Below are 21960 nucleotides of genomic sequence, written 5' to 3'. Positions count from 1 at the left end.
CCGGAAACGCACCGACGATGATCTTTTGGAACGCAGTCTGCGCCCCTGTCAAGGTTGTGCCGCGGATGTCCACGTTTATGCCGAGACCTGCCGGCACTGCGGTGCCAGCCTGGAGCTGGTGGCCGGCTGACCCGCTGTGGTGAGCACCTTCACAGCGCGCGACCACCCCGAAGCAGCCATACTCGCCGGTAACAAACCGCGCCTACAGTGCTGTAGAGAAAGGGGAGCGTCGTGGCCAGGCTCGCCCAGACCGCCGGTCTCACCGACATCCAGCAGGAGATCCTCAGCACCGTCCGCGCGTTCGTGGACAAGGAGATCATCCCGCACGCGCAGGCCCTGGAACACGGTGACAGCTACCCCGCGGACATCGTCGAGGGCATGAAGGAGATGGGCCTGTTCGGGCTCACCATCCCCGAGGAGTACGGCGGGCTCGGCGAGTCCCTGCTGACCTACGCGCTGGTGGTCGAGGAGATCGCCCGCGGCTGGATGAGCGTCTCCGGCGTGATCAACACCCACTTCATCGTGGCGCACATGGTCAAGCAGCACGCCACCGAGGCGCAGAAGCAGGACCTGCTGCCCCGGATGGCCACCGGCGACCTGCGCGGCTCCTTCTCCATGTCCGAGCCGGAACTGGGCTCCGACGTGGCCGCGATCCGCACCCGCGCGGTGCGCGAGGGCGACAGCTACCTGATCAACGGCCAGAAGATGTGGCTGACCAACGGCGGCACCTCCAACCTGACCGCGGTGCTGGTGCGCACCGACGAGGGCCGCGAGAAGCCGCACCAGAACCTGACCACCTTCCTGGTGGAGAAGCCCACCGGCTACGGCGAGGTGCTGCCCGGCCTGACCGTGCCCGGCAAGATCGACAAGATGGGCTACAAGGGCGTCGACACCACCGAGATGGTCTTCGACGACTTCCGGATCGGTGCGGACAAGATTCTCGGCGGCGAGTCCGGCAAGGGCTTCGCGCACATGATGGACGGCGTCGAGGTGGGCCGGGTGAACGTGGCCGCGCGCGCCTGCGGTATCGCCATCCGCGCCTTCGAGCTGGCCGTCTCCTACGCCCAGCAGCGCACCACCTTCGGCAAGCCGATCGCCCAGCACCAGGCGATCGCGTTCAAGCTGGCCGAGATGGCCACCAAGGTCGAGGCCGCGCACCTGATGATGGTCAACGCCGCCCGGCTCAAGGACTCCGGCGCGCGCAACGACGTCGAGGCCGGCATGGCCAAGCTGATCGCCAGCGAGTACTGCGTGGAGGTCACCCAGGAGGCCTTCCGCATCCACGGCGGCTACGGCTACTCCAAGGAGTACGAGATCGAGCGCCTGATGCGCGAGGCGCCGTTCCTGCTCATCGGCGAGGGCACCAGCGAGATCCAGAAGACGATCATCAGCAGGGGATTGCTGCGTGACTACGGTCTCCGGAACTAAGTTCCGCGCGCGTCGGAGGGCGTAAACCGGGCAACCTTGGCAGGATTGAGGCTTCAGTCCTGCGGAGGTGCTTGTCTTGACCAGTTCGTTCTCCGGTTCCCGGCCCGGTGGCCTGCCCACCCCGCCCACCGGGTGGCCGATCGGCTCCTACGCCAAGTACGAGGAGGCGCAGCGCGCGGTCGACTACCTCGCCGACAGTTCCTTCCCGGTGCAGGACGTGACCATCGTCGGGGTGGACCTGATGCTGGTCGAACGCGTCACCGGGCGGTTGACCTGGGGCAAGGTGCTGGGCACCGGCGCGGCCTCCGGGGCCTGGTTCGGCCTGTTCGTCGGCGTGCTGGTGAGCCTGTTCAGCAACCAGCAGGGGCTCGCGCTCGGCCCGATCCTGATCTCGCTGGTCACCGGCGTGGTGTTCTTCATGATCTTCGCCGCGGCCGGGTACGCCACCCAGCGCGGCAAGCGGGACTTCGTCTCGGCCAGCCAGCTGGTGGCCGGTCGCTACGACGTGCTCTGCTCGCCGCGCAACGCTGAGCAGGGCAGGGACATGCTGGCCAAGCTCGCCATGCGCGGACCGATCGCCAAGACGGACTGACTGGGTAACGCTGCGCCGAACGGGTAGGAAAATTTTCCCACTTCTGTGTTTCTGAATCGTTGCTGCTTGCCGGTTGCGGCCACTGATCAGCGGCTCTAGGTTCGGTTCCCAACTCCGGGAGGGCACGACGAGGTGCCCGTTCTCACGCTTCGTCGGCCAGGTCGTCTGCACGCGGTCCAGGCTTGCCTTCCGGGTTTCAGCAGGAAGGGAGGCAGGGCGCATGGATGGCCCCTGGCGAGGCAGTCGGACCAGACGCGTACGGACGTTGAGCTTGCTCACCGCCGCCGTGGTCGCCACACCGGTGTTGACCGCGTGTGGTGGCGGCGAGTCCGGTGGCAACATCATCAACCTCTACGGCGCACCGGAACAGAACTTCCAGAAGGTGGTTGACCGCTGCAACCAGCAGGCGGCCGGCAAATACCAGATCGTGTGGAACAAACTGCCCCGGGAAGCGGACGGCCAGCGCGAGCAGCAGGTGCGCAGGCTCGCCGCCGAGGACGACGAGATGGACATCGTCTACCTGGACAGCCCATGGCTGGCCGAGTTCGCCGAGGCGGGCTGGCTGCTGGAGTGGACCGGGCAGAACAAGGCGGAGGCCGAGGCCGACGTGCTCGCCGGTCCGCTGGAGTCCACCCGGTACAAGGGCAAGACCTACGCGGCCACCAAGAACACCAACGTCCAGCTGCTCTGGTACCGCGACGACGTGGTGTCCACGCCGCCGAAGACCTGGGGCGAGATGATCTCCCAGGCTCAGCAGCTCAAGGCCGAGGGCAAGCCCTACACCGCGGTGCTCACCGGCGCGCAGTACGAGGGACTGGTGGTGCACTACAACACCCTGGTCGCCTCGCTCGGCGGGAAGATCATCTCTGACGACGGCACCAAGGCCGTGGTGGACGAGGGCGCGGTCAAGGCCCTGCAGCTGCTCAAGGACTTCGCCACCTCGGGCATCGCCAGCGCCTCGCTGACCAACTCCAAGGAGGACGGGGTCCGGCTGGAGTTCGAGAAGGGCAACGCCGCCTTCCAGCTGAACTGGCCGTTCGTCTACCCGGCCATGCAGAAGGGCAACCCGGAGCTGGCCAAGAAGTTCAAGTGGGCGCGGTTCCCCGGCGCGACGGCGGACAAGCCCAGCCGGGTCACCATCGGCGGCGCGAACTGGGGCGTGAGCCGGTACACCCGCAAGGCCGACCTGGCCTTCGCCGCCACGCTGTGCCTGCGCAGCCCGGAGAACCAGCTGTTCTCGGTGCTCAACGACGGGGTGCCGCCGACCATCGACTCGGTCTACGACCGGCCGGAGATGCTCAAGGACTACCCGTTCAAGGAGACCATCCGCGAGGAGCTGCGGGACGCCTCGAACCGGCCGCTGACGCCAGCCTGGCAGAACGTCGCCTCGGTGATGTCGCTCATCCTGTCCCCGCCCTCGGCCATCGACCCGGAGAAGACCGCGGCCCGGCTGCGGACCGAGGTCCAGGAGGCTCTCGATTCGAAGGGGGTGATGCCGTAATGGCTACCAAAGTCGTGCGCAGCGAAGGGAAGAAGGCTGAGCGCAAGCTCGGTCTGCTGCTGTGCGCCCCCGCCGCGCTGGTGATGGTCGCGGTCACCGGCTGGCCGATCATCTACTCGGTGTGGCTGTCCTTGCAGCGGTTCGACCTGAAGTTCCCGGACAAGCGGGAGTTCGTCGGCCTGGACAACTACGTGGCCGTGCTGGGCAACAGCTACTGGTGGACCGCGTTCGGGATCACCTCGTTGCTGACCTTGATCACCGTGGTGATCGAGCTGGTGCTGGGCATGGCGCTGGCCATGATCATGCACCGCACCATTGTCGGGCGCGGGCTGGTGCGCACCTCGGCGCTGATCCCCTACGGCATCGTGACCGTGGTCGCCGCGTTCTCCTGGCGCTACGCCTGGACGCCCGGCACCGGGTACCTGGCCGAGTGGTTCGCCGGGGAGGCCGCGCCACTGACCGACAAGGTCCAGTCGCTGATGATCATCTCGGTGGCGGAGATCTGGAAGACCACGCCGTTCATGGCCCTGCTGCTGATGGCCGGGCTGGCGCTGGTGCCGGATGACCTGCTCAAGGCCGCCGCGCTGGACGGCGCCTCCGGCTGGCAGCGCTTCACCAAGGTCATCGTGCCGATGATGAAGCCGGCCATCCTGGTCGCGCTGCTGTTCCGCACCCTGGACGCCTTCCGCATCTTCGACAACATCTTCGTGCTCACCGGCGGTGCGCAGGAGACGTCCTCGGTGTCGATGCTGACCTACAACAACCTGATCAAGGGGTTGAACCTGGGCATCGGGTCCACCATGTCGGTGCTGATCTTCATCGCGGTGGCGATCATCGCCTTCGTGTTCATCAAGGTGTTCGGCACCGCGGCACCCGGCAGCGACCCGCAGGGGAGGCGTTGATGGCCATCGGTGGAGCCGAGACGACCGGCCGCAAGTGGAGCTGGGGGCTGCTGAACACCGTTGTGGTGATCTACGCGCTGTTCCCGGTGCTGTGGATCGTGTCGCTGTCCTTCAAGACCCCCAAGGCGGTCAAGGACGGCGGTCTGCTGCCGAGTGAGTGGACGCTGGCCAACTACGAGGCGATCTTCAACACCACCGGGTTCCTCCGGCCGCTGGTCAACTCGATCGGCATCGCGATCATCGCCACCGCCATCGCGGTGGTGCTGGGCACCATGGCGGCCTACGCGATCGCCAGGCTGGACTTCCCCGGCAAGCGGGCGCTGGTCGGCGTCTCGCTGCTGATCGCGATGTTCCCGCAGGTATCGCTGGTCTCGCCGCTGTTCGACATCGAGCGCTCGCTCGGGTTGTTCGACACCTGGCCGGGCCTGATCCTGCCGTACATCACCTTCTCCCTGCCGCTGGCGATCTACACGCTCTCGGCGTTCTTCCGGGAGATCCCGTGGGAGCTGGAGAAGGCCGCCAAGATGGACGGGGCCACCCCGGGCCAGGCGTTCTTCAAGGTGGTCGCCCCGCTGGCGGCGCCGGGGGTGTTCACCACGGCCATCCTGGTGTTCATCTTCTGCTGGAACGACTTCCTGTTCGCGATCTCGCTGACCTCCACCGAGACCTCGCGGACGGTGCCGGCGGCACTGGCGTTCTTCACCGGGGACTCGCAGTTCGAGGACCCCACCGGCACCACCTCCGCGGCCGCGGTCGTGATCACGGTGCCGATCATTCTGTTCGTGTTGTTCTTCCAGCGCCGCATCGTCGCCGGGCTGACGTCCGGCGCCGTGAAGGGGTGAGGTGAGTCGTGGCCGACATCGTGTTGGACAAGGTGACCAAGAAGTACCCGGACGGCGCGCTCGCCGTGCAGGAGGTGAACGTCGAGATCGCCGATGGCGAGTTCATCATCCTGGTGGGCCCTTCCGGTTGCGGGAAGTCCACGACGCTGAACATGATCGCGGGCCTGGAGGACATCACCTCCGGCGAGCTGCGCATCGGCGGGGAGCGGGTCAACGAGCGGGCGCCCAAGGACCGGGACATCGCCATGGTGTTCCAGTCCTACGCGCTCTACCCGCACATGACCGTGCGGGAGAACATGGCCTTCCCGCTGCGGCTGGCCAAGGTGGACAACGCCACCGTGGAGCGCAAGGTCAACGAGGCCGCCGAGGTGCTCGACCTTGGTCAGCACCTGGACCGCAAACCGGCCAACCTCTCCGGTGGCCAGCGGCAGCGGGTGGCCATGGGCCGGGCGATCGTGCGTAGCCCCAAGGCGTTCCTGATGGACGAGCCACTGTCCAACCTGGACGCCAAGCTGCGCGTGCAGATGCGCACCGAGGTCTCCCGGCTGCAGAAGAAGCTGGGCACCACCATGGTGTACGTGACGCACGACCAGACCGAGGCGATGACCCTCGGCGACCGGGTCGTGGTCATGCGCGGCGGCGTGGTGCAGCAGGTGGGCGCCCCGCAGTTCCTCTACGAGAACCCGGCGAACCTGTTCGTGGCCGGGTTCATCGGCTCCCCGGCGATGAACTTCGTGCCGGCGACCCTGGAGGAGGGCACGGTCCGCAGCGGCCTGGGCGACATTCCGCTGTCGGACCGGGTGCGCTCGCTGGTCTCGCAGGCCGGGGCGGGCCGCGAGGTGATCGTGGGCGTGCGCCCCGAGCACTTCGAGGACGCCGCGATCGTGGACCCGGCGGCCAAGGCCCGCGGCACGATCTTCTCCGCGCACGTGGACGTGCTGGAGTCGATGGGCTCGGACAAGTACGCCTACTTCACCGTCTCCGGCGAGCGCGCCAGCTCGGCGGATCTGGAGGAGCTGGCCGCGGACGCGGGCCTGACCGACATCGGGTCCAGCAGCGCCGAGGGCAGCCAGATCATCTCCCGGCTGTCCGCGACCTCCGGCGCCACGGAGGGCCAGCAGCTGGAGGTCTGGTTCGACCCGGACAAGATCCAGCTGTTCGACCCGCAGTCGGGCAAGAACCTGACGTACTCGGGCTGAGCACAACGCGAAGCGGGGCGGAGACCGGAACTCGGTCCCCGCCCCGCTTCGCGTCAGCTGGCGCACTTCCGACTCACGACACTAGGCGCCCAGCAGTTTTTCGCGGGCGGAGGGGTCGGACAGCACGGCGGGTGGGGTGAAGCGGTCGCCGTACTTGGCGGCCAGGTCCTTGGCGCGGGCGACGAAGCCGTCCACACCGCCCTGGTAGCCGTAGATGTACTGGATCACGCCGCCGGTCCAGGCCGGGAAGCCGATGCCGAAGATGGAGCCGATGTTGGCATCGGGCACCGAGGTGAGCACGCCCTCCTCGAAGCACTTGACCGTCTCGATGGCCTCGATGACGAGCATGCGCTCCTTGAGGTCCTCGAACGGAATCCCGTTGGGCGTGGCCGGGAAGTGCTCGGCCAGGCCCGGCCACAGGCCGGTGCGCTTGCCGTCGGCGTAGTCGTAGAAGCCCGCGCCGCTGGACTTGCCCTTGCGGTCGAACTCCTCGACCAGGCGGTCGATGATCGCCTCGGCCGGGTGGGAGACCCAGGTCCCGCCTGCTGCCTCGATGGCGGCCTTGGTCTCGTTGCGGATCTTGCGGGGCAGGGTGAGGGTCAGCTCGTCCATCAGCTGGAGCACCGGGGCGGGGTAGCCGGCCTGGGCCGAGGCCTGCTCGATGCTGGGGGCGGGCACGCCCTCGGCGAGCATGGACACGCCCTCGTTGAGGAAGGTGCCGATCACCCTGCTGGTGAAGAAGCCGCGGCTGTCGTTCACCACGATCGGCGTCTTCTTGATCTTGAGCACCACGTCGAAGGCCTTGGCCAGCGCCTCGTCGCTGGTCTGCTCGCCGCGGATGATCTCCACCAGCGGCATCTTGTCCACCGGGGAGAAGAAATGCAGGCCGACGAAGTCCGGCCGCCGGGACACGCCCTCGGCCAGGCCGGTGATGGGCAGCGTGGAGGTGTTGGAGGCCAGCAGCGCGTCCGGCGCGACCACCGGCTCCACCTCGGCGAAGACCTTGTGCTTCAACGAGACGTCCTCGAAGACGGCCTCGATCACCAGGTCCGCGCCTGCCAGGTCGGCGGCGTTGTCGGTGGGCGTGATGCGGGCCAGCACCTCGTCCCGCTTGTCCTGGGTGAGCTTCCCGCGGGAGACCGCCTTGTCCAGGATGGTCTGGGAGTAGGCCTTGCCCTTCTCCGCCGCGGCCACCGAGACGTCCTTGAGCAGGACCTCGATCCCGTTGCGGGCGCAGACGTAGGCGATCCCGGCGCCCATCATGCCCGCGCCGAGCACCGCGACCTTCCGCGGCTCGTACTTGGCCACGCCCGCCGGCCGGGAGCCGCCGCCGTTGATGTGCTGCAGGTCGAAGAAGAACGCCTTGATCATGTTCTTCGAGATCTGCCCGGCGGCCAGCTCGGTCAGGTAGCGGCTCTCGATCACCAGCGCGTTGTCGATGTCGACCTGGCTGCCCTCGACCGCGGCGCACAGGATGTTGTGCGGGGCCGGGTAGTGCGCGCCCTTGAGCTGCTTGCGCAGGTTGGCCGGGAACGCGGGCAGGTTGGCCGCGAACTTCGGGTTCGACGGGGTGCCGCCGGGGATCTTGTAGCCCTTGACGTCCCAGGGCTGCACCGCGTCCGGGTTGGCCTTCACCCACTCCTTGGCGCGGGCGATCAGCTCCTCCCGGTTGCTCACCAGCTCATCGACGATGCCGGTCTCCTTGGCCTGCGCCGGGCGCAGCTGCTGGCCCTGGAGCAGCAGCTTCAGCAGCGCGTCGGCGATGCCGAGCATGCGCACCGTGCGGGTCACCCCGCCCGCGCCGGGCAGCAGGCCCAGGGTGACCTCGGGCAGGCCGAACTTGCTGCGGCCGTCGTCGATGGCGATCCGGTGGTGGCAGGCCAGCGCGATCTCCAGGCCGCCGCCCAGCGCGGTGCCGTTGAGCGCGGCCACCACCGGGCGGCCCAGCTTCTCCAGTCGCCGCAGCTGCGCCTTGACCTCGGTCAGGCCGTCGAAGAACCGCTGCGCGTCGGCCGGGGTCACCTGGCGCAGGTCGTTGAGGTCGCCGCCGGCGAAGAAGGTCTTCTTGGCCGAGGTGATCACCACACCGGTGATCTGCTCGCGCTCGGCCTCCAGCCGCTCGACCGTCTCGGCCATCGAGCGCGTGTAGCGCTCGTTCATCGTGTTCGCGCTCTGCTCGGGGTCGTCCAGGGTGAGCAGGACGATGCCGTCCTCGTCGACGTCCCAGCGGATGGTGGAGGTGTGTTCCGACATGTCGCCTTCCGCTCTCAGAGTCGCTCGATGATGGTCGCGACGCCCATGCCGCCGCCGATGCACAGGGTCACCAGGCCGTACCGGCCGCCGCGCCGCTCCAGCTCGTCCAGCACGGTGCCCAGCAGCATCGCGCCGGTCGCGCCGAGCGGGTGGCCGAGCGCGATCGCGCCGCCGTTGACGTTGACCTTCTCGTGCGGCACGTCCAGGTCGCGCATGAACTTCAGCACCACCGCGGCGAAGGCCTCGTTCATCTCGAACAGGTCGATGTCGGCCGCGGTCAGCCCGGCCAGGCCCAGCGCCTTGCGCGCGGCGGGGGCGGGGCCGGTGAGCATGATGGTGGTGTCCGCGCCGCTGAGCGCGGCCGAGACGATCCGCCCGCGCGGGGTCAGGCCCAGCTCGGTGCCCGCCCGCTCGGAGCCGATCAGCACCAGTGCCGCGCCGTCGACGATGCCGGAGGAGTTGCCGGCGTGGTGCACGTGGTTGATCTTCTCCACGTAGTGGTACTTCTGCAGCGCCACCGCGTCGAAGCCGCCCAGCTCACCGATCCCGGCGAAGGAGGGCTGGAGACCGGCCAGCGCCTGCGGGGTGGTGCCGGGGCGGAGGAACTCGTCGCGCTCCAGCACGGTCAGGCCGTTGCGGTCGCGCACCGGGACCACCGAGCGGTCGAAGTACCCGTTGGCCTGCGCCTTGCCCGCGCGGCTCTGCGACTCCACCGCGAAGGCGTCCACGTCGTCGCGGCTGAAGCCCTCGATGGTGGCGATCAGGTCCGCGCTGATGCCCTGCGGCACGAAGTCCACCGCGTAGTTGGTCTCCGGGTCGTTGAACCAGGCGCCGCCGTCGGAGGCCATCGGCACCCGCGACATCGACTCCACGCCACCGGCGAGCACCAGGTCCTCCCAGCCGGAGCGGACCTTCTGCGCGGCCAGGTTCACCGCCTCCAGGCCGGAGCCGCAGAAGCGGTCGATCTGCACCCCGGCCACGGTGTCCGGCAGACCGGCCTTCAGCGCCGCGATGCGGGAGATCACCGAGCCCTGGTCGCCGACGGGGGAGACCACGCCGAGCACCACGTCGGAGATCCAGTTCGGGTCCAGGCTGGGGTGGCGCTCGCGCAGCTCGTCGATCAGCCCGACGACCAGGCTGATCGGCTTGGTGCCGTGCAACGATCCGGTGTTCTTGCCGCGACCCCTCGGGGTGCGCACGGCTTCGTAGACAAAGGCCTCTGACGTCATCGGCGGGGAGCCTCCCTGATCGCGGCTCGTGAATCGTGCACTGGTGATGTGACAGTAATGATGTCACAGTGGTGCGGGCGAGTCTCCTGAGACCCACCTCACTCCGGGTGGACGCCCAGATCGGCGATCCGGTAGCCCTCCGGGAAGCCGGGATAGCTGCGGTTGCGCGGGTCGGACGCACTGCGGGAGTGCCGCCGCACCGGCAGGTGCCGGACCAGCTTCCCGCGCCCGGCCAGCGCCCGCCCGACGGCGCGTTCCAGCCAGGCCGGCTGGCGCGGGAAGCCGAAGGCACGCAGCAGCGGCTCGTCCATGGCCGCGTACAGCGCGCGCCGCACCGCGGGCCTGCTGGGCGCGGGGTACCAGGAGCAGAACAGGTCCACGGTGGCGGTGCCGACCCGCCGGTTGCTGTCCCGGTAGTGGAAGTGCTCGCGCTCGTACTCCCGGTTGAACGACTCGAACTTCCCGTAGCCGTCCGGGATCTGCTTGATGCCCATCCGGCTGCCCACCTCGCGGTAGAAGTGGAAGGCGGCCAGCCGCTCGTGCTCGTGCAGCGGCCGCCAGCCGTACCTGGCCAGCCACCGGATCGGCTCGTAGACGAAGGTGGACAGCACGTAGAGCATGTCGTCGTTGCTGATCTCGTAGCGGCCGTGCATCTGGTTGATCCGCTTGAGCGCGGCCCGCCCGTTCGCGGAGTCGTAGCCGTGCTCGGTCAGCGCGCCCATCAGCAGCAGCGTGTCGTCGTAGCGCCGCTGCGGGCGCTGCGCGAACTCCCGCGTCCGGTCCAGCAGCGCGGAGATGCTGGGCACCGCGTAGGTGCGGAACAGCGCGAACTCCAGCGCCTTGCGGTAGTCCCAGGGAAACTCGAAACTGGCGGACAGGCGGTAGATCTCCCAGTGGTCCCGGACCGGGTCCAGTCCCCGGATGACCTCCAGCCGCCGGTATCGGCCCATCGTCATTCCCTCCCGCTAGAACCCCATGGTGCGACCGATGATCTCTTTCATGATCTCGGTGGTGCCGCCGTAGATGGTCTGCACCCGGCCGTCCAGGAAGGCCTTCGCCACCGGGTACTCGGTCATGTAGCCGTACCCACCGTGCAGCTGGAGGCAGCGGTCGGCCACCTTCGTCTGGAGTTCTGTGGTCCACCACTTGGCCATCGCGGCCTCGTCGATGGCCAGCGCGCCCTTGGTGTGCTCGGTGACGCAGCGGTCCACGAACACCCTGGCGATGGTGATCTCGGTGGCCAGTTCGGCCAGCAGGAACCGGTTGTGCTGGAACTTGCCGATCGGCCTGCCGAAGGCCTCGCGGTCCTTGCAGTACTGCTTGGTCAGCTCCAGCACCCGCTCGGCCCCGGCCACCGCGGCCACCGCGATGGACAGCCGCTCCTGCGGCAGGTTCTGCATCAGGTAGACGAAGCCCTTGCCCTCCTCGCCGAGCAGGTTGTCCACCGGCACCCGCACGTCGTCGAAGAACAGCTCCGCGGTGTCCTGCGCCTTCTGGCCGATCTTGTCCAGGTTGCGGCCCCGGCTGAACCCGGTCATGCCGCGCTCCACCACCAGCAGGCTGACCCCGTGCGCGCCCGCGGCTGGGTCGGTCTTGGCCGCCACGATCACCAGGTCGGCCATGATCCCGTTGCTGATGAAGGTCTTCTGGCCGTTGAGCACGTAGTGGTCACCGTCGCGGACCGCGGTGGTGGTGATGCCCTGCAGGTCGCTGCCGGTGCCGGGTTCGGTCATCGCGATCGCGCTGACCAGCTCGCCCGAGCAGAACCCGGGCAGCCAGCGGCGCTTCTGCTCCTCGGTGGCCAGGTTCAGCAGGTAGGGCAGGATGATGTCGTTGTGCAGCGGCAGCGCCAGGCCGCTGGCGCCGGCGCGCACCAGCTCCTCGGCCAGCACCAGGTTGAAGCGGTAGTCCGGCGCGCCGCCACCGCCGTACTCCTCCGGCACGGCCATGCCCAGCAGTCCGACCCGGCCCGCGGCCAGCCAGGCCTCCCGGTCGACGATGCCGTTGTCCTCCCAGCGGGCGTGGTTCGGCTCGACCTCCTTGGCGATGAAGGTGCGGGCCAGCTCGCGGAACTCGTCGTGCTCGCTGGTGAAGATGTCGCGGCGCATCGAACTCTCCCGGGATGGGGTGTGCGGCAGGGGGGTCAGGCGGGGCGGGACACGTCCCAGTCGGTCAGGACTTCCTCGGTGTGCTCACCCGGCGCGGGCGGCGGCCCGACCGGGGGGTTGGGGGTGTGCGAGAAGCGGGGCGCGGGGGCGGGCTGGCGCACGCCGTCGCGTTCGGTGAAGGTGCCGCGGGCGGCCAGGTGCGGGTGGCCGGGGGCCTCGGTCAGGTTCAGCACCGGGGCGGCGCAGGCGTCGCTGCCGTCGAAGACCTTGGCCCAGTGCGACAGCGGCTGGGCGCGGACGGCCTCGCCGATCAGCGCGCGCAGCTCCGGCCAGCGGGCGGTGTCGTGCTGCGGCGGGGCCTGGTCGGTGAGGTCGAGCTTGGTCAGCAGCTCGGCGAAGAACTGGGGTTCGATCGCGCCCACGGCCAGGTGCCGGTCGTCGGCGGTGGGGTAGACGTCGTAGTACGGGGCGCCGGTGTCCAGCATGTTGGCCCCGCGCTCGTCCCGCCAGCCGCCGCTGGCCAGCATGCCGAAGATCAGCGTGGCCAGGTGCGCGGTGCCGTCCACGATCGCGGCGTCCACCACCTGCCCCTTGCCGGTGGTCTTCGCGCTCAGCAGCGCGGCCAGCACGCCGACCACCAGGTACATCCCGCCGCCGCCGAAGTCGCCGAGCAGGTTGAGCGGCACCTGCGGCGGCCCGCCCGCGCGGCCGATCGCGCCCAGCGCGCCGGTGACCGCGATGTAGCCGATGTCGTGCCCGGCCATGGACGACCACGGGCCGTCCTGGCCCCAGCCGGTCATCCGGCCGTAGACCAGCTTCGGGTTGCGCGCCCAGCAGTCCTCCGGGCCGATGCCCAGGCGTTCGGTGACACCGGGGCGGAAGCCCTCCAGCAGCACGTCGGCGCGCTCGGTCAGGCGCAGCACCAGTTCTTTCTCGGCCGGGTCCTTGAGGTTGGCCACCAGGGACCGCTTGCCCCGGTTGAGCACGTCGTAGCGGCCGGTGCCGGTCAGCACGGATCCGCCGGGCCGCTGCACCACCACCACGTCCGCGCCCAGGTCGGCGAGCAGCATGCCGGCGAAGGGACCAGGTCCGAGCCCGGACAGCTCGACCACCCTGATCCCGCTCAGCGGGCCAGCCATCGGAATACCTCCACCGGTGCGAGAACGTGCCGCGATGAGTGTGACACCACTACTGTCACACCAACAGGGGTGTATTGTCCACTCCGTGCTGGACGCCGACGATCCGACGCTCACCGTGGATGAGCTGGCCGCCCGCGCCGGGATGACCGTGCGCACGGTGCGCTTCTACGCGGGCAAGGGCATGCTGCCGCCGCCGACGCTGCGCGGCCGGGTCGGGCTGTACGGGCCCGAGCACCTGGCCAGGCTGGACCTCATCCGCGAGCTGCAGAACCTGGGCTTCACCCTGGCCGCGGTCGAGCGCTACATGGCCAGGCTGGAACCGGATGCCACCGTGCAGGACATCGCGCTGCACGGGGCGCTGGTCGCGCCGTGGGCTGGGGAGTACGAGGAGATGGACCGGGACGCGGTGGACCGCCGCGCCGGGCGCAGGCTCACCGACGAGGAGCTCGGCCGCCTGCTCATGCTGCACGTGCTGGAGATGGTGGACGAGGACAAGTTCCGGGTGGCCAGCGCGGTGGAGTTCTCCCTCGCGCTGGAGCTGATCGACCTGCCGATGCCCTTCGAGCTGCTGATGGACGCCGGCGAGGTGATCAACAAGCACGCCGAGCGGATCGCGGCGGACCTGCGCAAGCTGTTCTCCACCAGGGTGTTGCGGCCCTACCAGGAGCACGGCAGGCCGCCGGAGGAACGCGAGCAGCTGATCATCGCGCTGCGCAAGCTGCGCCCGGCCACCACCAGGGCCGTGGTCACCGCGTTCCAGCAGGCGGTGGACCGGGCGATCAAGGAAGCGGTGGACCGGTCGGGCGCACCACGCTGACCGTGGTTGATTGGCTACCCCCGGCGACCTAGGGTCTCCTCGTGGGGAGCGCGCTGTCACCGCGACCGGCGGGGAACCTGCCGGCCGAGGTGAACACTCTGGTGGGGCGCCGTCCGGACATCGCCGAGGTCAAACGCCAGCTGAGCGGGACCAGGCTGCTCACCCTCACCGGCGTGGGCGGCGTCGGCAAGACCCGGCTGGCCGCCAGGGTCGCCGCCGAGCTGCGCCGCTCATTCCGGGACGGCGTCTGGCTGGTCGAGCTGGCCGACCTGACCGGCCCGGAACTGGTGCCGCACGCGGTGGCCACCGCGCTCGGCCTGCACGACGACACCGGCCGGGACCGCCTGGAGGTGCTCGCCGAACAGCTGCGCGCCCGGAGCCTGTTGCTGGTGCTGGACAACTGCGAACACCTGCTCGACGCCTGCGCCGCCCTGGCCGCCCGGCTGCTGCGCACCGCCCCCGGCCTGCGCGTGCTGGCCACCAGCAGGCAGCCGCTGGGCGTGGCGGGCGAACAGGTCTGGCCGGTGCCGCCGCTGGTGGTGCCGGAGCCGGAGGCGGCGCGACGGCAGGACACCGCGCTGACCCTGTTCGCCGAACGGGCCGCCGCGGTGGCCCCGGACTTCACCCTGACCGCGGAGAACCTGCCCACGGTGGCCAGGCTGTGCAAGCAGCTGGACGGGCTGCCGCTGGCCATCGAGCTGGCCGCGGTGCGGGTGCGCGCGCTGACCGTCGGCGAGATCGAGGAACGGCTGCACGACCGCTACGGCCTGCTCACCGGCGGCAGCAGGGCCGCGCTGCCCAGGCACCAGACCCTGCGCGCCGCGGTGGACTGGAGCTTCGAGCTGTGCGCGCCGAGGGAACAGCTGCTGTGGGCCCGGCTCTCGGTGTTCGCCGGCAGCTTCGACCTGGCCGCGGCCGGTGCGGTGTGCAGCGGGGACGGGCTGCTGGTGGAGGAGGTCTTCGACCTGGTCGCCGGGCTGGTGGACAAGTCCATCCTCAGCCGCGAGGACCACCCGGCAGGCGCCCGCTACCGGCTGCTGGAGACCCTGCGCCAGTTCGGCCTGGAGAAGCTGGGCGAGCCGGCCCGGATCGTGGTGCAGCACAAGCACTGCGCGCACTACCTGCGGCTGATCGAGCGCGCCGAGCACGAGTGGTTCGGGCCGAGGCAGCTGGAGACCTTCCGCTGGCTGGAGTCCGAGCACGCCAACGTGCGGGCCGCGCTGGAGTTCTGCCTGTCCGCGCCGGAGCGGGCCGAGTGCGGCCTGCGGCTGGCCGGCGCGCTGTGGTGCTACTGGACGGGCTGCGGCTACCTCGCCGAGGGCGGCTACTGGCTCGGCAGGGCGCTGGAGCACAACCCCGCTGACCGGCCCGCGCGGCGCAAGGCGCTGTGGGTCAACGGTTACGTGGCCAACCTGCAGGGCAGGCTGGCCGTCGCGCGGGACTGCCTGACCGAGGTCAAAGCGCTGGCCGAGAGCGACGGCGACGAGGTGGTGCTGGCCTACGCGGTGCACCGGCTGGGCTGCCTGAGCCTGCTCGGCGACGACCTGGACAACGCGGTCGAGCTGTTCGGCTCGGCGATCGCCCGCTACAACCGGCTCGGCCTGGTCAACGGGCACGTGCTGATGAGCTACGTGGAACTGGCGGTGGCGCTGAGCTTCCGCGGCGAGTTCGACCGGGCCGCGCAGCTGTGCCACACCGCCTGCGGACTGAGCAGCGCCGCAGGCGAGCGGTGGGCTTCGGCGTATGCCACCTTCTGCCTCAGCCTCGTCGACTTCTGCCGCGGCGACCTGGCCGCCGCGCGGGCAGGCGCGCAGGCCTCGCTGCGGGTCAAGCGGGACTTCCACGACCTGCTCGGCATCGTGCTCGCGGTGGAGCTGCTGGCCTGGACCGCCGCGGCCGAGGGCAGGCCGGAGCGGGCCGCGGTGCTGCTCGGCGCGACCGAGGCGCAGTGGAGCGCGGTCGGCTACCCGCTGTTCGGCTCGCGCCACTTCCTCCAGCCGCACGTCAGCTGCGTGGCCGACACCAGGGCCGCGCTCGGCGAGGCCGCCTACACCGCGGCGCACGAGCGCGGCCGGGACCTGACCACCGAGGCCGCCATCGACCTCGCCCTGGAACTGCGCCCACCGGCCAGGTCCCGGCCGGTCAAGGCCGGTGCGCCGGACGCGCTGACCAAGCGGGAACGGCAGGTGGCCGAGCTGGTCGCGGAGGGCCTGTCCAACAAGGAGATCGCCGAGCGGCTGGTCATCGCGGTGCGCACCGCGGAGGGCCACGTGGAGCGGATCCTGCAGAAGCTGGGCTTCAGCTCCAGGGCCCGGATCGCGGCCTGGGTGGCGCAACGGCGCAACCGGGACGGCGGTTCGGGCGAAAGATAGGTATTTATCCCGTCCTCTCGCGGGCGCGGGCAGCCGACGATGACTACAGAGGGTTCCACTCCCCCCGGGAGCCCTCCGTACCGGCGCGACGCGTTTGCTGACCCCTGCGTGGCCGTGCCGGAGGCGGGTGGCGTCGATGTCTGACTCCCCCCTCGACCATCGACGCCACCGCCACTTACTCCTGTTCCCGAGTCCTCGCGGGCCGCCAGAAAGAGCGAGGCTGGAGATGATGTCGGTCGAAGACAGCGTCCTGATGACGCGGGTCGAAGCCGGTGGCGACGCCGCCGTCCTGCGGGTGGAGGGCCTGCTCGACTCCAGTTCCTACCCGCAGCTGCGCGATGTGCTGCTGCACGCGGTCGACCCGGCGCCGCACGCGCTGGTGGTCGACCTGTCCAGGCTGTCCGCGCTGACCCCGGCGCCGCTGTCGGTCTTCGCCGTGGTCCGGCTCTCGGTGGCCCGCTGGCCGGGAGTGCCGGTGCTGCTGGCCGAGCCGGGGCCGGAGCTGCGCGCGGTGATGGACCGCAGCACCGTGCTGGAGTTCGTGCCGGTGTTCCCGACCGTGCCCGCCGCGCTGGCCTCGGTGCTGGACACGCCGCCGCGCAACCGGGCCCGTTTCAGCGTGCCGGTGTGCCGGGTCAGCCCGCAGTGGGTGGCCGAGGTGGTCGGCGAGGTGTGCCGGAACTGGGGCGTGCCGGCCTCGGCGGCGGCCGCGACCTCGGTGGCCGAGCGGCTGATCTTCGAGGCGCTGGCCGGGGACGCCTCCTGGAGCGAGGGCCTGCTGCTGCGGGTCGAGCTGTGCGACGGGCTGCTCACCGTGGCGGTCCGGGTGGACGACCCGTTCCTGCCCCAGCTGGGCGGCGGCTTCGACCGCGGCCGGGAGCTGGCCGCGGTGGCGCACACCTGGGGTTACACGCCCACCGGCGACGGCAGGCGGGTGGCCTGGGCGACGATTAGGACCGCATCCGGTCCCGCAGCGCGTTGACCACCTCATCGCTCCACCGGTGGGTGCGGATCAGCCGGTAGCGCTCGCCGCTGACCACCAGGTACGCCTCGGCCTCGGTGCGCTCGCCGACCAGGTCGGCCTGTCGCAGCATGCTTACCACGGGGGTGAACTCCTCGGCGAACCAGCGCCGCGCGATGGTGGCCCGGTCCCGGAACTCGCCCTCGTCCTGCATCAGCCGGAAGCCCCAGGCCTCGACCGACTCGCCCAGCTCGGCGTAGTCCCACGGGTCGCTCATCACCACCGCGGCCCTGGCCTGCCCGACCAGCGGCACCCGCTCCAGGAAGATCCGCCGGTAGTCCTTGACGATCAGGTCGCCGCGGTGCCGCACGCCGTAGGGGTCGAGCTTGGTGCGCACCTCGGTCACGTAGGCCTCGATGGTGCGCAGGCCCAGCGCGTGCGCCACCGAGACCCGGTGGTGCCCGTCGTTGACGAAGTGCAGGTCGCCGATCCGGTAGACCTCGATCGGCGGCACGCTCTCCCCGCGCCGCTGGGCCAGCGCCAGCCGCTGCCAGCGCTCCCGCACCCTGGCCGAGGTCGGCCGGAACCGCCGGTCGAAGTCCCTGGTCCGGTCCACGCTGCCGACGATCGAGTCCAGCCGGATGACCTGGAGCCCGAGCCGCCGCTCGCTCTCCCGGCCCAGCGCGGCCACCACCTCGTCGAAGGGCAGCATGATGTTCACGTCGTCGGGCTCCCTGCGCAGCCAGGCGGCCAGCCTGGCCAGCACCTGCCGCCGCCGGGCGCGCAGAAAGTCGTTCTCCGCGTCGGCCCGGGGGAAACCGGTGTCACCGCGCACGCCGAACCTCCTCGGTGGATCCGATGTCGAGCAGGTGATAGCCCACAACATTGCGCACCAGCGTGTCGCCCAGCCGACGATCAGGTGTCATCTCTCCGTGCGGGTGAATGTGGCCGTGCAGCAGCAGCCGGGGTCGCAGCCGGTGCACGGTGTCGTGCAGGCAGGCGAACCCGCGGTGCGGCGGGTCCTCCCGGTCCCCGCAGTCCAATGGTGGCGAGTGGGTGAGCAGCACGTCCACGGATTTCCCATCCCGCAGCCGCCGCCAGTTCGCCTGCCTGGCCAGCCGCCTGGCCCGGCGCGCCTGCTGCCGCTCGGTCCACTGGTTGGGCCCGGCGTTGTACCGGATCGAGCCGCCCAGCCCGGCGATCCGCAGCCCGGCCACGTCCACCACCGCGCCGTCGATGTTGGCCGCCCCCGCCGGTCCCGGCCAGCGCGCCGGCATGCCGTCCCTGGTCCACAGGCCGTGCACGTTGCTGTAGCCGGACAGGTCCGGGTCGTGGTTGCCGGGCACGAACACGCACGGCCGGTCCAGCGTGCTGACCAGGTACTCCAGGTAGTCGAACGGCAGGTCGCCCGCGCCGAGGATGAGGTCGACCTGGTGCTGCCGGACCTGCTCGGTCCACAGCTGGGCCACCACCTCGTCGGAGACCACGAGCACCCGTGCCATGGAGCGAGCGTAGGCCGTCCGGCGGCAGGGTGCGGTAGCTTGCCAGGGCAGTGTCGAGGCAGGGGGAGACGATGACGCAGCCACCGCAGTGGGGTCAGCCGCCGCAACCGCGGCAGCCCTACGGGCCGCCGGGGTACCAGCAGCCGCAGGCTCCCTACCAGCCACAACCCGGCTACCAGCAGCCCGGCGGCTACCAGCACCAGGGCTACCCGCCGGGCCAGCCGCCGCCGCACCCCGGCTACCAGCCCGGCCCCGGCAAGCAGGTGCTCCCCGGCCAGGCGAACCGGTCGAGCGAGGTCTCGGTCGCGATCGTGCTCAACTACCTGCTGGCCGTCGGCATGCTGGCCTTCGGCATCGTCATCCTGGCCATGAGCATCGGCGGCGAGGGCAGCCTGATCGTGATGATCCCGATCTCGGTCATCGTGGCCGGGCCCGGCCTGCTCAACCTGATCGGCGCGCTCTCCCTCGCGCACAAGGACTTCCCCAACCTCCAGCAGTCGCAGCTGGCCACCGGCCTGCCGATGGTGATCTGCTCGATCGGCCTGGTCCGCTCGCTGATGCGCGGCATCTCGGTCGGGCTGCTGCCCGCGCTGGGCACCTTCCTCATGCTCGCGGTGTGCGGTGCGGTGCTCTTCCTGCTCAGCCGTCCGCACGTGAAGGAGTGGGTGCGGCTCACCCACGAGGACTCCATCCGGCGGGGTGTGGTTCCGCGCAACGGACCGCGCACCATGAACCGCTGAACCCGACTGCTGCCAACATCTTCAGCAAGTCATCAGCTGGGTTCGACAAGGTCGCTGGGTCAGGTTCGCCACGGCTTTGGGAGGAACAGCGATGCGCGTTCGGAGACTGCTGGCGGGGACCGCGGTGCTGGTGGCCGCGCTGGCCGGGGCGCCGGCCGCGGTGGCGGGGACCGCGCCGTTTCCCGCCGAGTTCCCGCTGCCGAACGGGTTCCAGCCGGAGGGCATCGCCATCGGCGGCGCCTCGGCCTACTTCGGGTCCAGAGTGGACGGATCGATCTTCAAGGTCGACCTGGCCACCGGCAAGGGCAGCGTGTTCAGCAAGGGGCCGGGCACACCCTCGCTCGGGCTGAAGGTGGACGGGCGCGGGCGGCTGTTCGTCTCCGGCGGCAGCGGCGGGGACGCGCGGGTGGTGGACACCCGGACCGGCAAGGTCCTTGCCAGTTACGCCTTCGCCGAACCGGGCACCAGCTTCGTCAACGATGTTGTGCTCACCCGCTCGGCCGCCTACTTCACTGACTCGTTCAAGCCGGTGCTCTACCGGCTGCCGTTGGGCCGCAACGGCTCGCTGCCCGCCGCCGGTGAGTTCAGCACCATCCCGCTGACCGGCGACTTCGTCCAGGGCGCCACCGGGGTCAACGCCAACGGCCTGGTCACCACACCGGATGGGGCGGCGCTGCTGGTGGTGCAGTCCAACACCGGCAAGCTGTTCCGGGTCGACCCGCGCACCGGCGTGGCCAAGACGGTGGACCTGGGCGGCGCGCTGCTGACCAACGGCGACGGGCTGCTCCGGCTGGGCCGCACGCTGTTCGTGGTGCAGAACCGGCTCAACGTGGTGACCGAGTTCCGGCTGGCCGAGGACGGCAGCAGCGGCAAGCTGACCCGGTCCATCACCGATCCGAGATTCGACGTGCCCGCCACGGTGGCCCAGTTCGGTCACCGGCTGTACCTGCCGAACGCCCGCTTCACCACTCCGCCCACGCCGACCACGCCGTACAACGCGGTGGCGGTCGACATTCGGTAGCGGTGCCTGCACCGGAGGGCCGCGGGTGTCGAGCTTCCTGCCCGCGGCTTTCCGCAGCCGGGTGAAAACCGTTGGGGGGACTGCCGATCAGTGTTCTTGAAGGACTAGCCTCGCCTCTGTGCTCGTGGAGCTGTTCCAGGATGCCGCCCGTGGTTGCCGCCAGCGGAGTCCGCTCAACCACGCCCTGTTGACCGCCGCGGCCGAGGACTTGGCCGCCGGTGGCGTCACGGCGTCGGTGATGGCCGGATCCGAGCGGGACCGGCGCGGAAGTGTGCCCGGTCTGCGATTCGCAGGCTCACTGCATCGGCTGGTGCTGGAGGGCAAGGCCCCCAGCCTGGCCAAGCACTACCCGAGCGTCGGCGGCGCCACCGACCTGGGCAAGCTCTGGTCGGACGCGGAGCCGGTGCTCGCCGAGCACGCCGACGAGCTGCGCGCCCTGGTGCGCTCCACGGTCGTGCAGACCAACGAGCCCGGCCGCACCGCCCCGCTCTACGGCGGGCTGCTGGTGGCCGCGAGCCGGGCCGCCGCCGCTGTCGGCCGGGCCGAGCCTTATCCGGTCCGGCTGCTGGAGATCGGCGCGAGCGGTGGGCTCAACCTGCGCCCGCACCGGGTCGGCTACCGGCTGGCCGACGGCAGGGTGCTCGGTGACAAGGGCAGCCGCCTGCAGCTCGACCCGGAGTGGACCGGCCTGCCGCCGGTCGACCTGGAGCTGCCGCTGGAGCTGGTGGAACGCGCCGGCTGCGACCTCAACCCGGTGGACGTGTCCACTTTGGACGGGCAGCGGCAGCTGTCCTCCTTCGTCTGGCCGGACCAGCTGGACCGCTGGCGCCGGTTGCAGCGGGCCATGCGGCTGGCCGTGGACGACCCGGTGAAGGTGGAGCGCGCGGCCGGGCCCGAGTGGCTGCGGCGGCAGCTGGCCCAGCCGAGGCCGGGCCTGCTCACCGTGGTCTGGCACTCGGTGGTCTGGCAGTACGTCTCGCCCGCGCAGCGCGCGCAGGGCCGCACCGTGCTGGCCGACGCGGCCGCCCGCGCCACCGAGGAGAGCCCGCTGGCGCTGCTGGTCTACGAGCCCAGGGAACGGGTGGGCGGTTTGTTCCGCTTCGACCTGCTGCTCCGATTGTGGCCGGCCGGAATTTCGCTGCACCTGGGCAGTGGCTCCGGACATGGGATCCCGTTCACATGGGACGAACAACGCTGGAGCTGATCCGGAATCGCTGCTAGCCTGCTGAAGGTTTGCTCGATTTCGCACGCGCGCTAGGAGGTGATCGCCCATGACTCTCGGTGATCCTCCTAGTAGTCGTTTCTGACTTCTTTCTTTCCTTATTTCCCGGTGCGCCCTGAGCTGGCGTAGCCG

Annotated in this window: 19 protein-coding genes; 12 read left to right on the top strand and 7 right to left on the bottom strand. The window is 70.2% G+C overall.

The genetic code is table 11. From position 1 onward, the window contains the following. The first annotated feature begins 231 nt into the window (after nucleotides 1-231). From ACWDY5_RS17205 to ACWDY5_RS17180, 6 genes are all read left to right on the top strand, one after another. Nucleotides 232-1428: an acyl-CoA dehydrogenase family protein gene (locus ACWDY5_RS17205; RefSeq protein WP_449723162.1), complete on the top strand. Its 1197-nt coding sequence runs from the start codon at nucleotides 232-234 to the stop codon at nucleotides 1426-1428. A 76-nt stretch (nucleotides 1429-1504) separates the two neighbouring features. Continuing rightward, nucleotides 1505-2020, top strand: coding sequence for a general stress protein (locus ACWDY5_RS17200; RefSeq protein WP_449723161.1), 516 nt, complete (start codon nucleotides 1505-1507; stop codon nucleotides 2018-2020). Between the two features lie 220 nt (nucleotides 2021-2240). After that, entirely contained in the window at nucleotides 2241-3521 is a 1281-nt protein-coding gene (locus tag ACWDY5_RS17195; RefSeq protein WP_449723160.1) for an ABC transporter substrate-binding protein, read from the top strand. Beyond that, nucleotides 3521-4423: a carbohydrate ABC transporter permease gene (locus tag ACWDY5_RS17190; protein WP_449723159.1), complete on the top strand. Its 903-nt coding sequence runs from the start codon at nucleotides 3521-3523 to the stop codon at nucleotides 4421-4423. The genes ACWDY5_RS17195 and ACWDY5_RS17190 overlap by 1 nt, the downstream gene beginning before the upstream one ends. Next, a complete protein-coding gene (locus ACWDY5_RS17185; RefSeq protein WP_449723158.1) occupies nucleotides 4423-5265 on the top strand; it encodes a carbohydrate ABC transporter permease in 843 nt (280 codons plus the stop codon). The genes ACWDY5_RS17190 and ACWDY5_RS17185 overlap by 1 nt, the downstream gene beginning before the upstream one ends. 8 nt (nucleotides 5266-5273) lie before the next feature. After that, nucleotides 5274-6464 carry an ABC transporter ATP-binding protein gene (locus ACWDY5_RS17180; RefSeq protein WP_449723157.1) on the top strand — a complete coding sequence of 397 codons (1191 nt, stop codon included), beginning with the start codon at nucleotides 5274-5276 and terminating at the stop codon, nucleotides 6462-6464. 81 nt (nucleotides 6465-6545) lie between these two features. Here the strand turns inward: ACWDY5_RS17180 and ACWDY5_RS17175 are convergent, their stop codons facing one another. From ACWDY5_RS17175 to ACWDY5_RS17155, 5 genes are all read right to left on the bottom strand, one after another. Next, nucleotides 6546-8717: a 3-hydroxyacyl-CoA dehydrogenase NAD-binding domain-containing protein gene (locus tag ACWDY5_RS17175; RefSeq protein WP_449723156.1), complete on the bottom strand. Its 2172-nt coding sequence runs from the start codon at nucleotides 8715-8717 to the stop codon at nucleotides 6546-6548. Between the two features lie 14 nt (nucleotides 8718-8731). Further along, a complete protein-coding gene (locus ACWDY5_RS17170; RefSeq protein ID WP_449723155.1) occupies nucleotides 8732-9946 on the bottom strand; it encodes an acetyl-CoA C-acetyltransferase in 1215 nt (404 codons plus the stop codon). Nucleotides 9947-10044: 98 nt separating this feature from the next. Then, entirely contained in the window at nucleotides 10045-10896 is an 852-nt protein-coding gene (locus tag ACWDY5_RS17165; protein ID WP_449723154.1) for an oxygenase MpaB family protein, read from the bottom strand. A gap of 15 nt (nucleotides 10897-10911) precedes the next feature. Then, a complete protein-coding gene (locus ACWDY5_RS17160) occupies nucleotides 10912-12054 on the bottom strand; it encodes an acyl-CoA dehydrogenase family protein (RefSeq protein ID WP_449723153.1) in 1143 nt (380 codons plus the stop codon). Between the two features lie 35 nt (nucleotides 12055-12089). Continuing rightward, the gene (locus ACWDY5_RS17155; protein WP_449723152.1) at nucleotides 12090-13193 is read right to left on the bottom strand and encodes a CaiB/BaiF CoA transferase family protein; all 1104 of its coding nucleotides are present in this window, start codon (nucleotides 13191-13193) and stop codon (nucleotides 12090-12092) included. Between the two features lie 85 nt (nucleotides 13194-13278). Here ACWDY5_RS17155 and ACWDY5_RS17150 point away from each other — a divergent pair, with 85 nt between their 5' ends. The 3 genes from ACWDY5_RS17150 (at nucleotide 13279) to ACWDY5_RS17140 (ending at nucleotide 17364) form a co-directional block, all read left to right on the top strand. Further along, nucleotides 13279-14010 carry a MerR family transcriptional regulator gene (locus ACWDY5_RS17150; RefSeq protein WP_283661494.1) on the top strand — a complete coding sequence of 244 codons (732 nt, stop codon included), beginning with the start codon at nucleotides 13279-13281 and terminating at the stop codon, nucleotides 14008-14010. Between the two features lie 41 nt (nucleotides 14011-14051). Beyond that, the gene (locus ACWDY5_RS17145; RefSeq protein ID WP_449723151.1) at nucleotides 14052-16382 is read left to right on the top strand and encodes an ATP-binding protein; all 2331 of its coding nucleotides are present in this window, start codon (nucleotides 14052-14054) and stop codon (nucleotides 16380-16382) included. Nucleotides 16383-16611: 229 nt separating this feature from the next. After that, a complete protein-coding gene (locus tag ACWDY5_RS17140) occupies nucleotides 16612-17364 on the top strand; it encodes an STAS domain-containing protein (RefSeq protein WP_449723150.1) in 753 nt (250 codons plus the stop codon). Here ACWDY5_RS17140 and ACWDY5_RS17135 read toward each other — a convergent pair. Together ACWDY5_RS17135 and ACWDY5_RS17130 are read right to left on the bottom strand one after the other, a co-directional pair. Then, nucleotides 17333-18178: a chromosome partitioning protein ParB gene (locus ACWDY5_RS17135; protein WP_449723149.1), complete on the bottom strand. Its 846-nt coding sequence runs from the start codon at nucleotides 18176-18178 to the stop codon at nucleotides 17333-17335. The genes ACWDY5_RS17140 and ACWDY5_RS17135 overlap by 32 nt on opposite strands. Beyond that, the gene (locus ACWDY5_RS17130) at nucleotides 18168-18845 is read right to left on the bottom strand and encodes a metallophosphoesterase family protein (protein ID WP_449723148.1); all 678 of its coding nucleotides are present in this window, start codon (nucleotides 18843-18845) and stop codon (nucleotides 18168-18170) included. The genes ACWDY5_RS17135 and ACWDY5_RS17130 overlap by 11 nt, the downstream gene beginning before the upstream one ends. 71 nt (nucleotides 18846-18916) lie before the next feature. Between ACWDY5_RS17130 and ACWDY5_RS17125 the strand changes: the two genes are divergently transcribed. The 3 genes from ACWDY5_RS17125 to ACWDY5_RS17115 all read left to right on the top strand — a co-directional run bounded on the left by ACWDY5_RS17125 (nucleotide 18917) and on the right by ACWDY5_RS17115 (nucleotide 21810). Then, a complete protein-coding gene (locus tag ACWDY5_RS17125) occupies nucleotides 18917-19585 on the top strand; it encodes a hypothetical protein (RefSeq protein ID WP_449723147.1) in 669 nt (222 codons plus the stop codon). Between the two features lie 91 nt (nucleotides 19586-19676). Next, entirely contained in the window at nucleotides 19677-20606 is a 930-nt protein-coding gene (locus ACWDY5_RS17120) for a superoxide dismutase (RefSeq protein ID WP_449723146.1), read from the top strand. A gap of 118 nt (nucleotides 20607-20724) precedes the next feature. Next, the gene (locus tag ACWDY5_RS17115; RefSeq protein WP_449723145.1) at nucleotides 20725-21810 is read left to right on the top strand and encodes a DUF2332 domain-containing protein; all 1086 of its coding nucleotides are present in this window, start codon (nucleotides 20725-20727) and stop codon (nucleotides 21808-21810) included. Nucleotides 21811-21960: the final 150 nt, after the last annotated feature.

This window comes from Crossiella sp. NPDC003009, from assembly GCF_053591555.1.
Note: the sequence above shows the minus strand (reverse complement) of the source record. Positions and strands in the feature narration are given on the sequence as shown.

What these genes read in the sequence shown, in the direction of transcription:
- ACWDY5_RS17195 (WP_449723160.1), top strand. Translation starts at nt 2,241, where the DNA reads ATGGATGGCCCCTGGCGAGGCAGTCGGACCAGACGCGTACGGACGTTG.
- ACWDY5_RS17140 (WP_449723150.1), top strand. Translation starts at nt 16,612, where the DNA reads ATGTCGGTCGAAGACAGCGTCCTGATGACGCGGGTCGAAGCCGGTGGC.
- ACWDY5_RS17175 (WP_449723156.1), bottom strand. Translation starts at nt 8,717, where the DNA reads ATGTCGGAACACACCTCCACCATCCGCTGGGACGTCGACGAGGACGGC.
- ACWDY5_RS17185 (WP_449723158.1), top strand. Translation starts at nt 4,423, where the DNA reads ATGGCCATCGGTGGAGCCGAGACGACCGGCCGCAAGTGGAGCTGGGGG.
- ACWDY5_RS17170 (WP_449723155.1), bottom strand. Translation starts at nt 9,946, where the DNA reads ATGACGTCAGAGGCCTTTGTCTACGAAGCCGTGCGCACCCCGAGGGGT.
- ACWDY5_RS17120 (WP_449723146.1), top strand. Translation starts at nt 19,677, where the DNA reads ATGCGCGTTCGGAGACTGCTGGCGGGGACCGCGGTGCTGGTGGCCGCG.
- ACWDY5_RS17130 (WP_449723148.1), bottom strand. Translation starts at nt 18,845, where the DNA reads ATGGCACGGGTGCTCGTGGTCTCCGACGAGGTGGTGGCCCAGCTGTGG.
- ACWDY5_RS17165 (WP_449723154.1), bottom strand. Translation starts at nt 10,896, where the DNA reads ATGGGCCGATACCGGCGGCTGGAGGTCATCCGGGGACTGGACCCGGTC.
- ACWDY5_RS17190 (WP_449723159.1), top strand. Translation starts at nt 3,521, where the DNA reads ATGGCTACCAAAGTCGTGCGCAGCGAAGGGAAGAAGGCTGAGCGCAAG.
- ACWDY5_RS17160 (WP_449723153.1), bottom strand. Translation starts at nt 12,054, where the DNA reads ATGCGCCGCGACATCTTCACCAGCGAGCACGACGAGTTCCGCGAGCTG.
- ACWDY5_RS17125 (WP_449723147.1), top strand. Translation starts at nt 18,917, where the DNA reads ATGACGCAGCCACCGCAGTGGGGTCAGCCGCCGCAACCGCGGCAGCCC.
- ACWDY5_RS17155 (WP_449723152.1), bottom strand. Translation starts at nt 13,193, where the DNA reads ATGGCTGGCCCGCTGAGCGGGATCAGGGTGGTCGAGCTGTCCGGGCTC.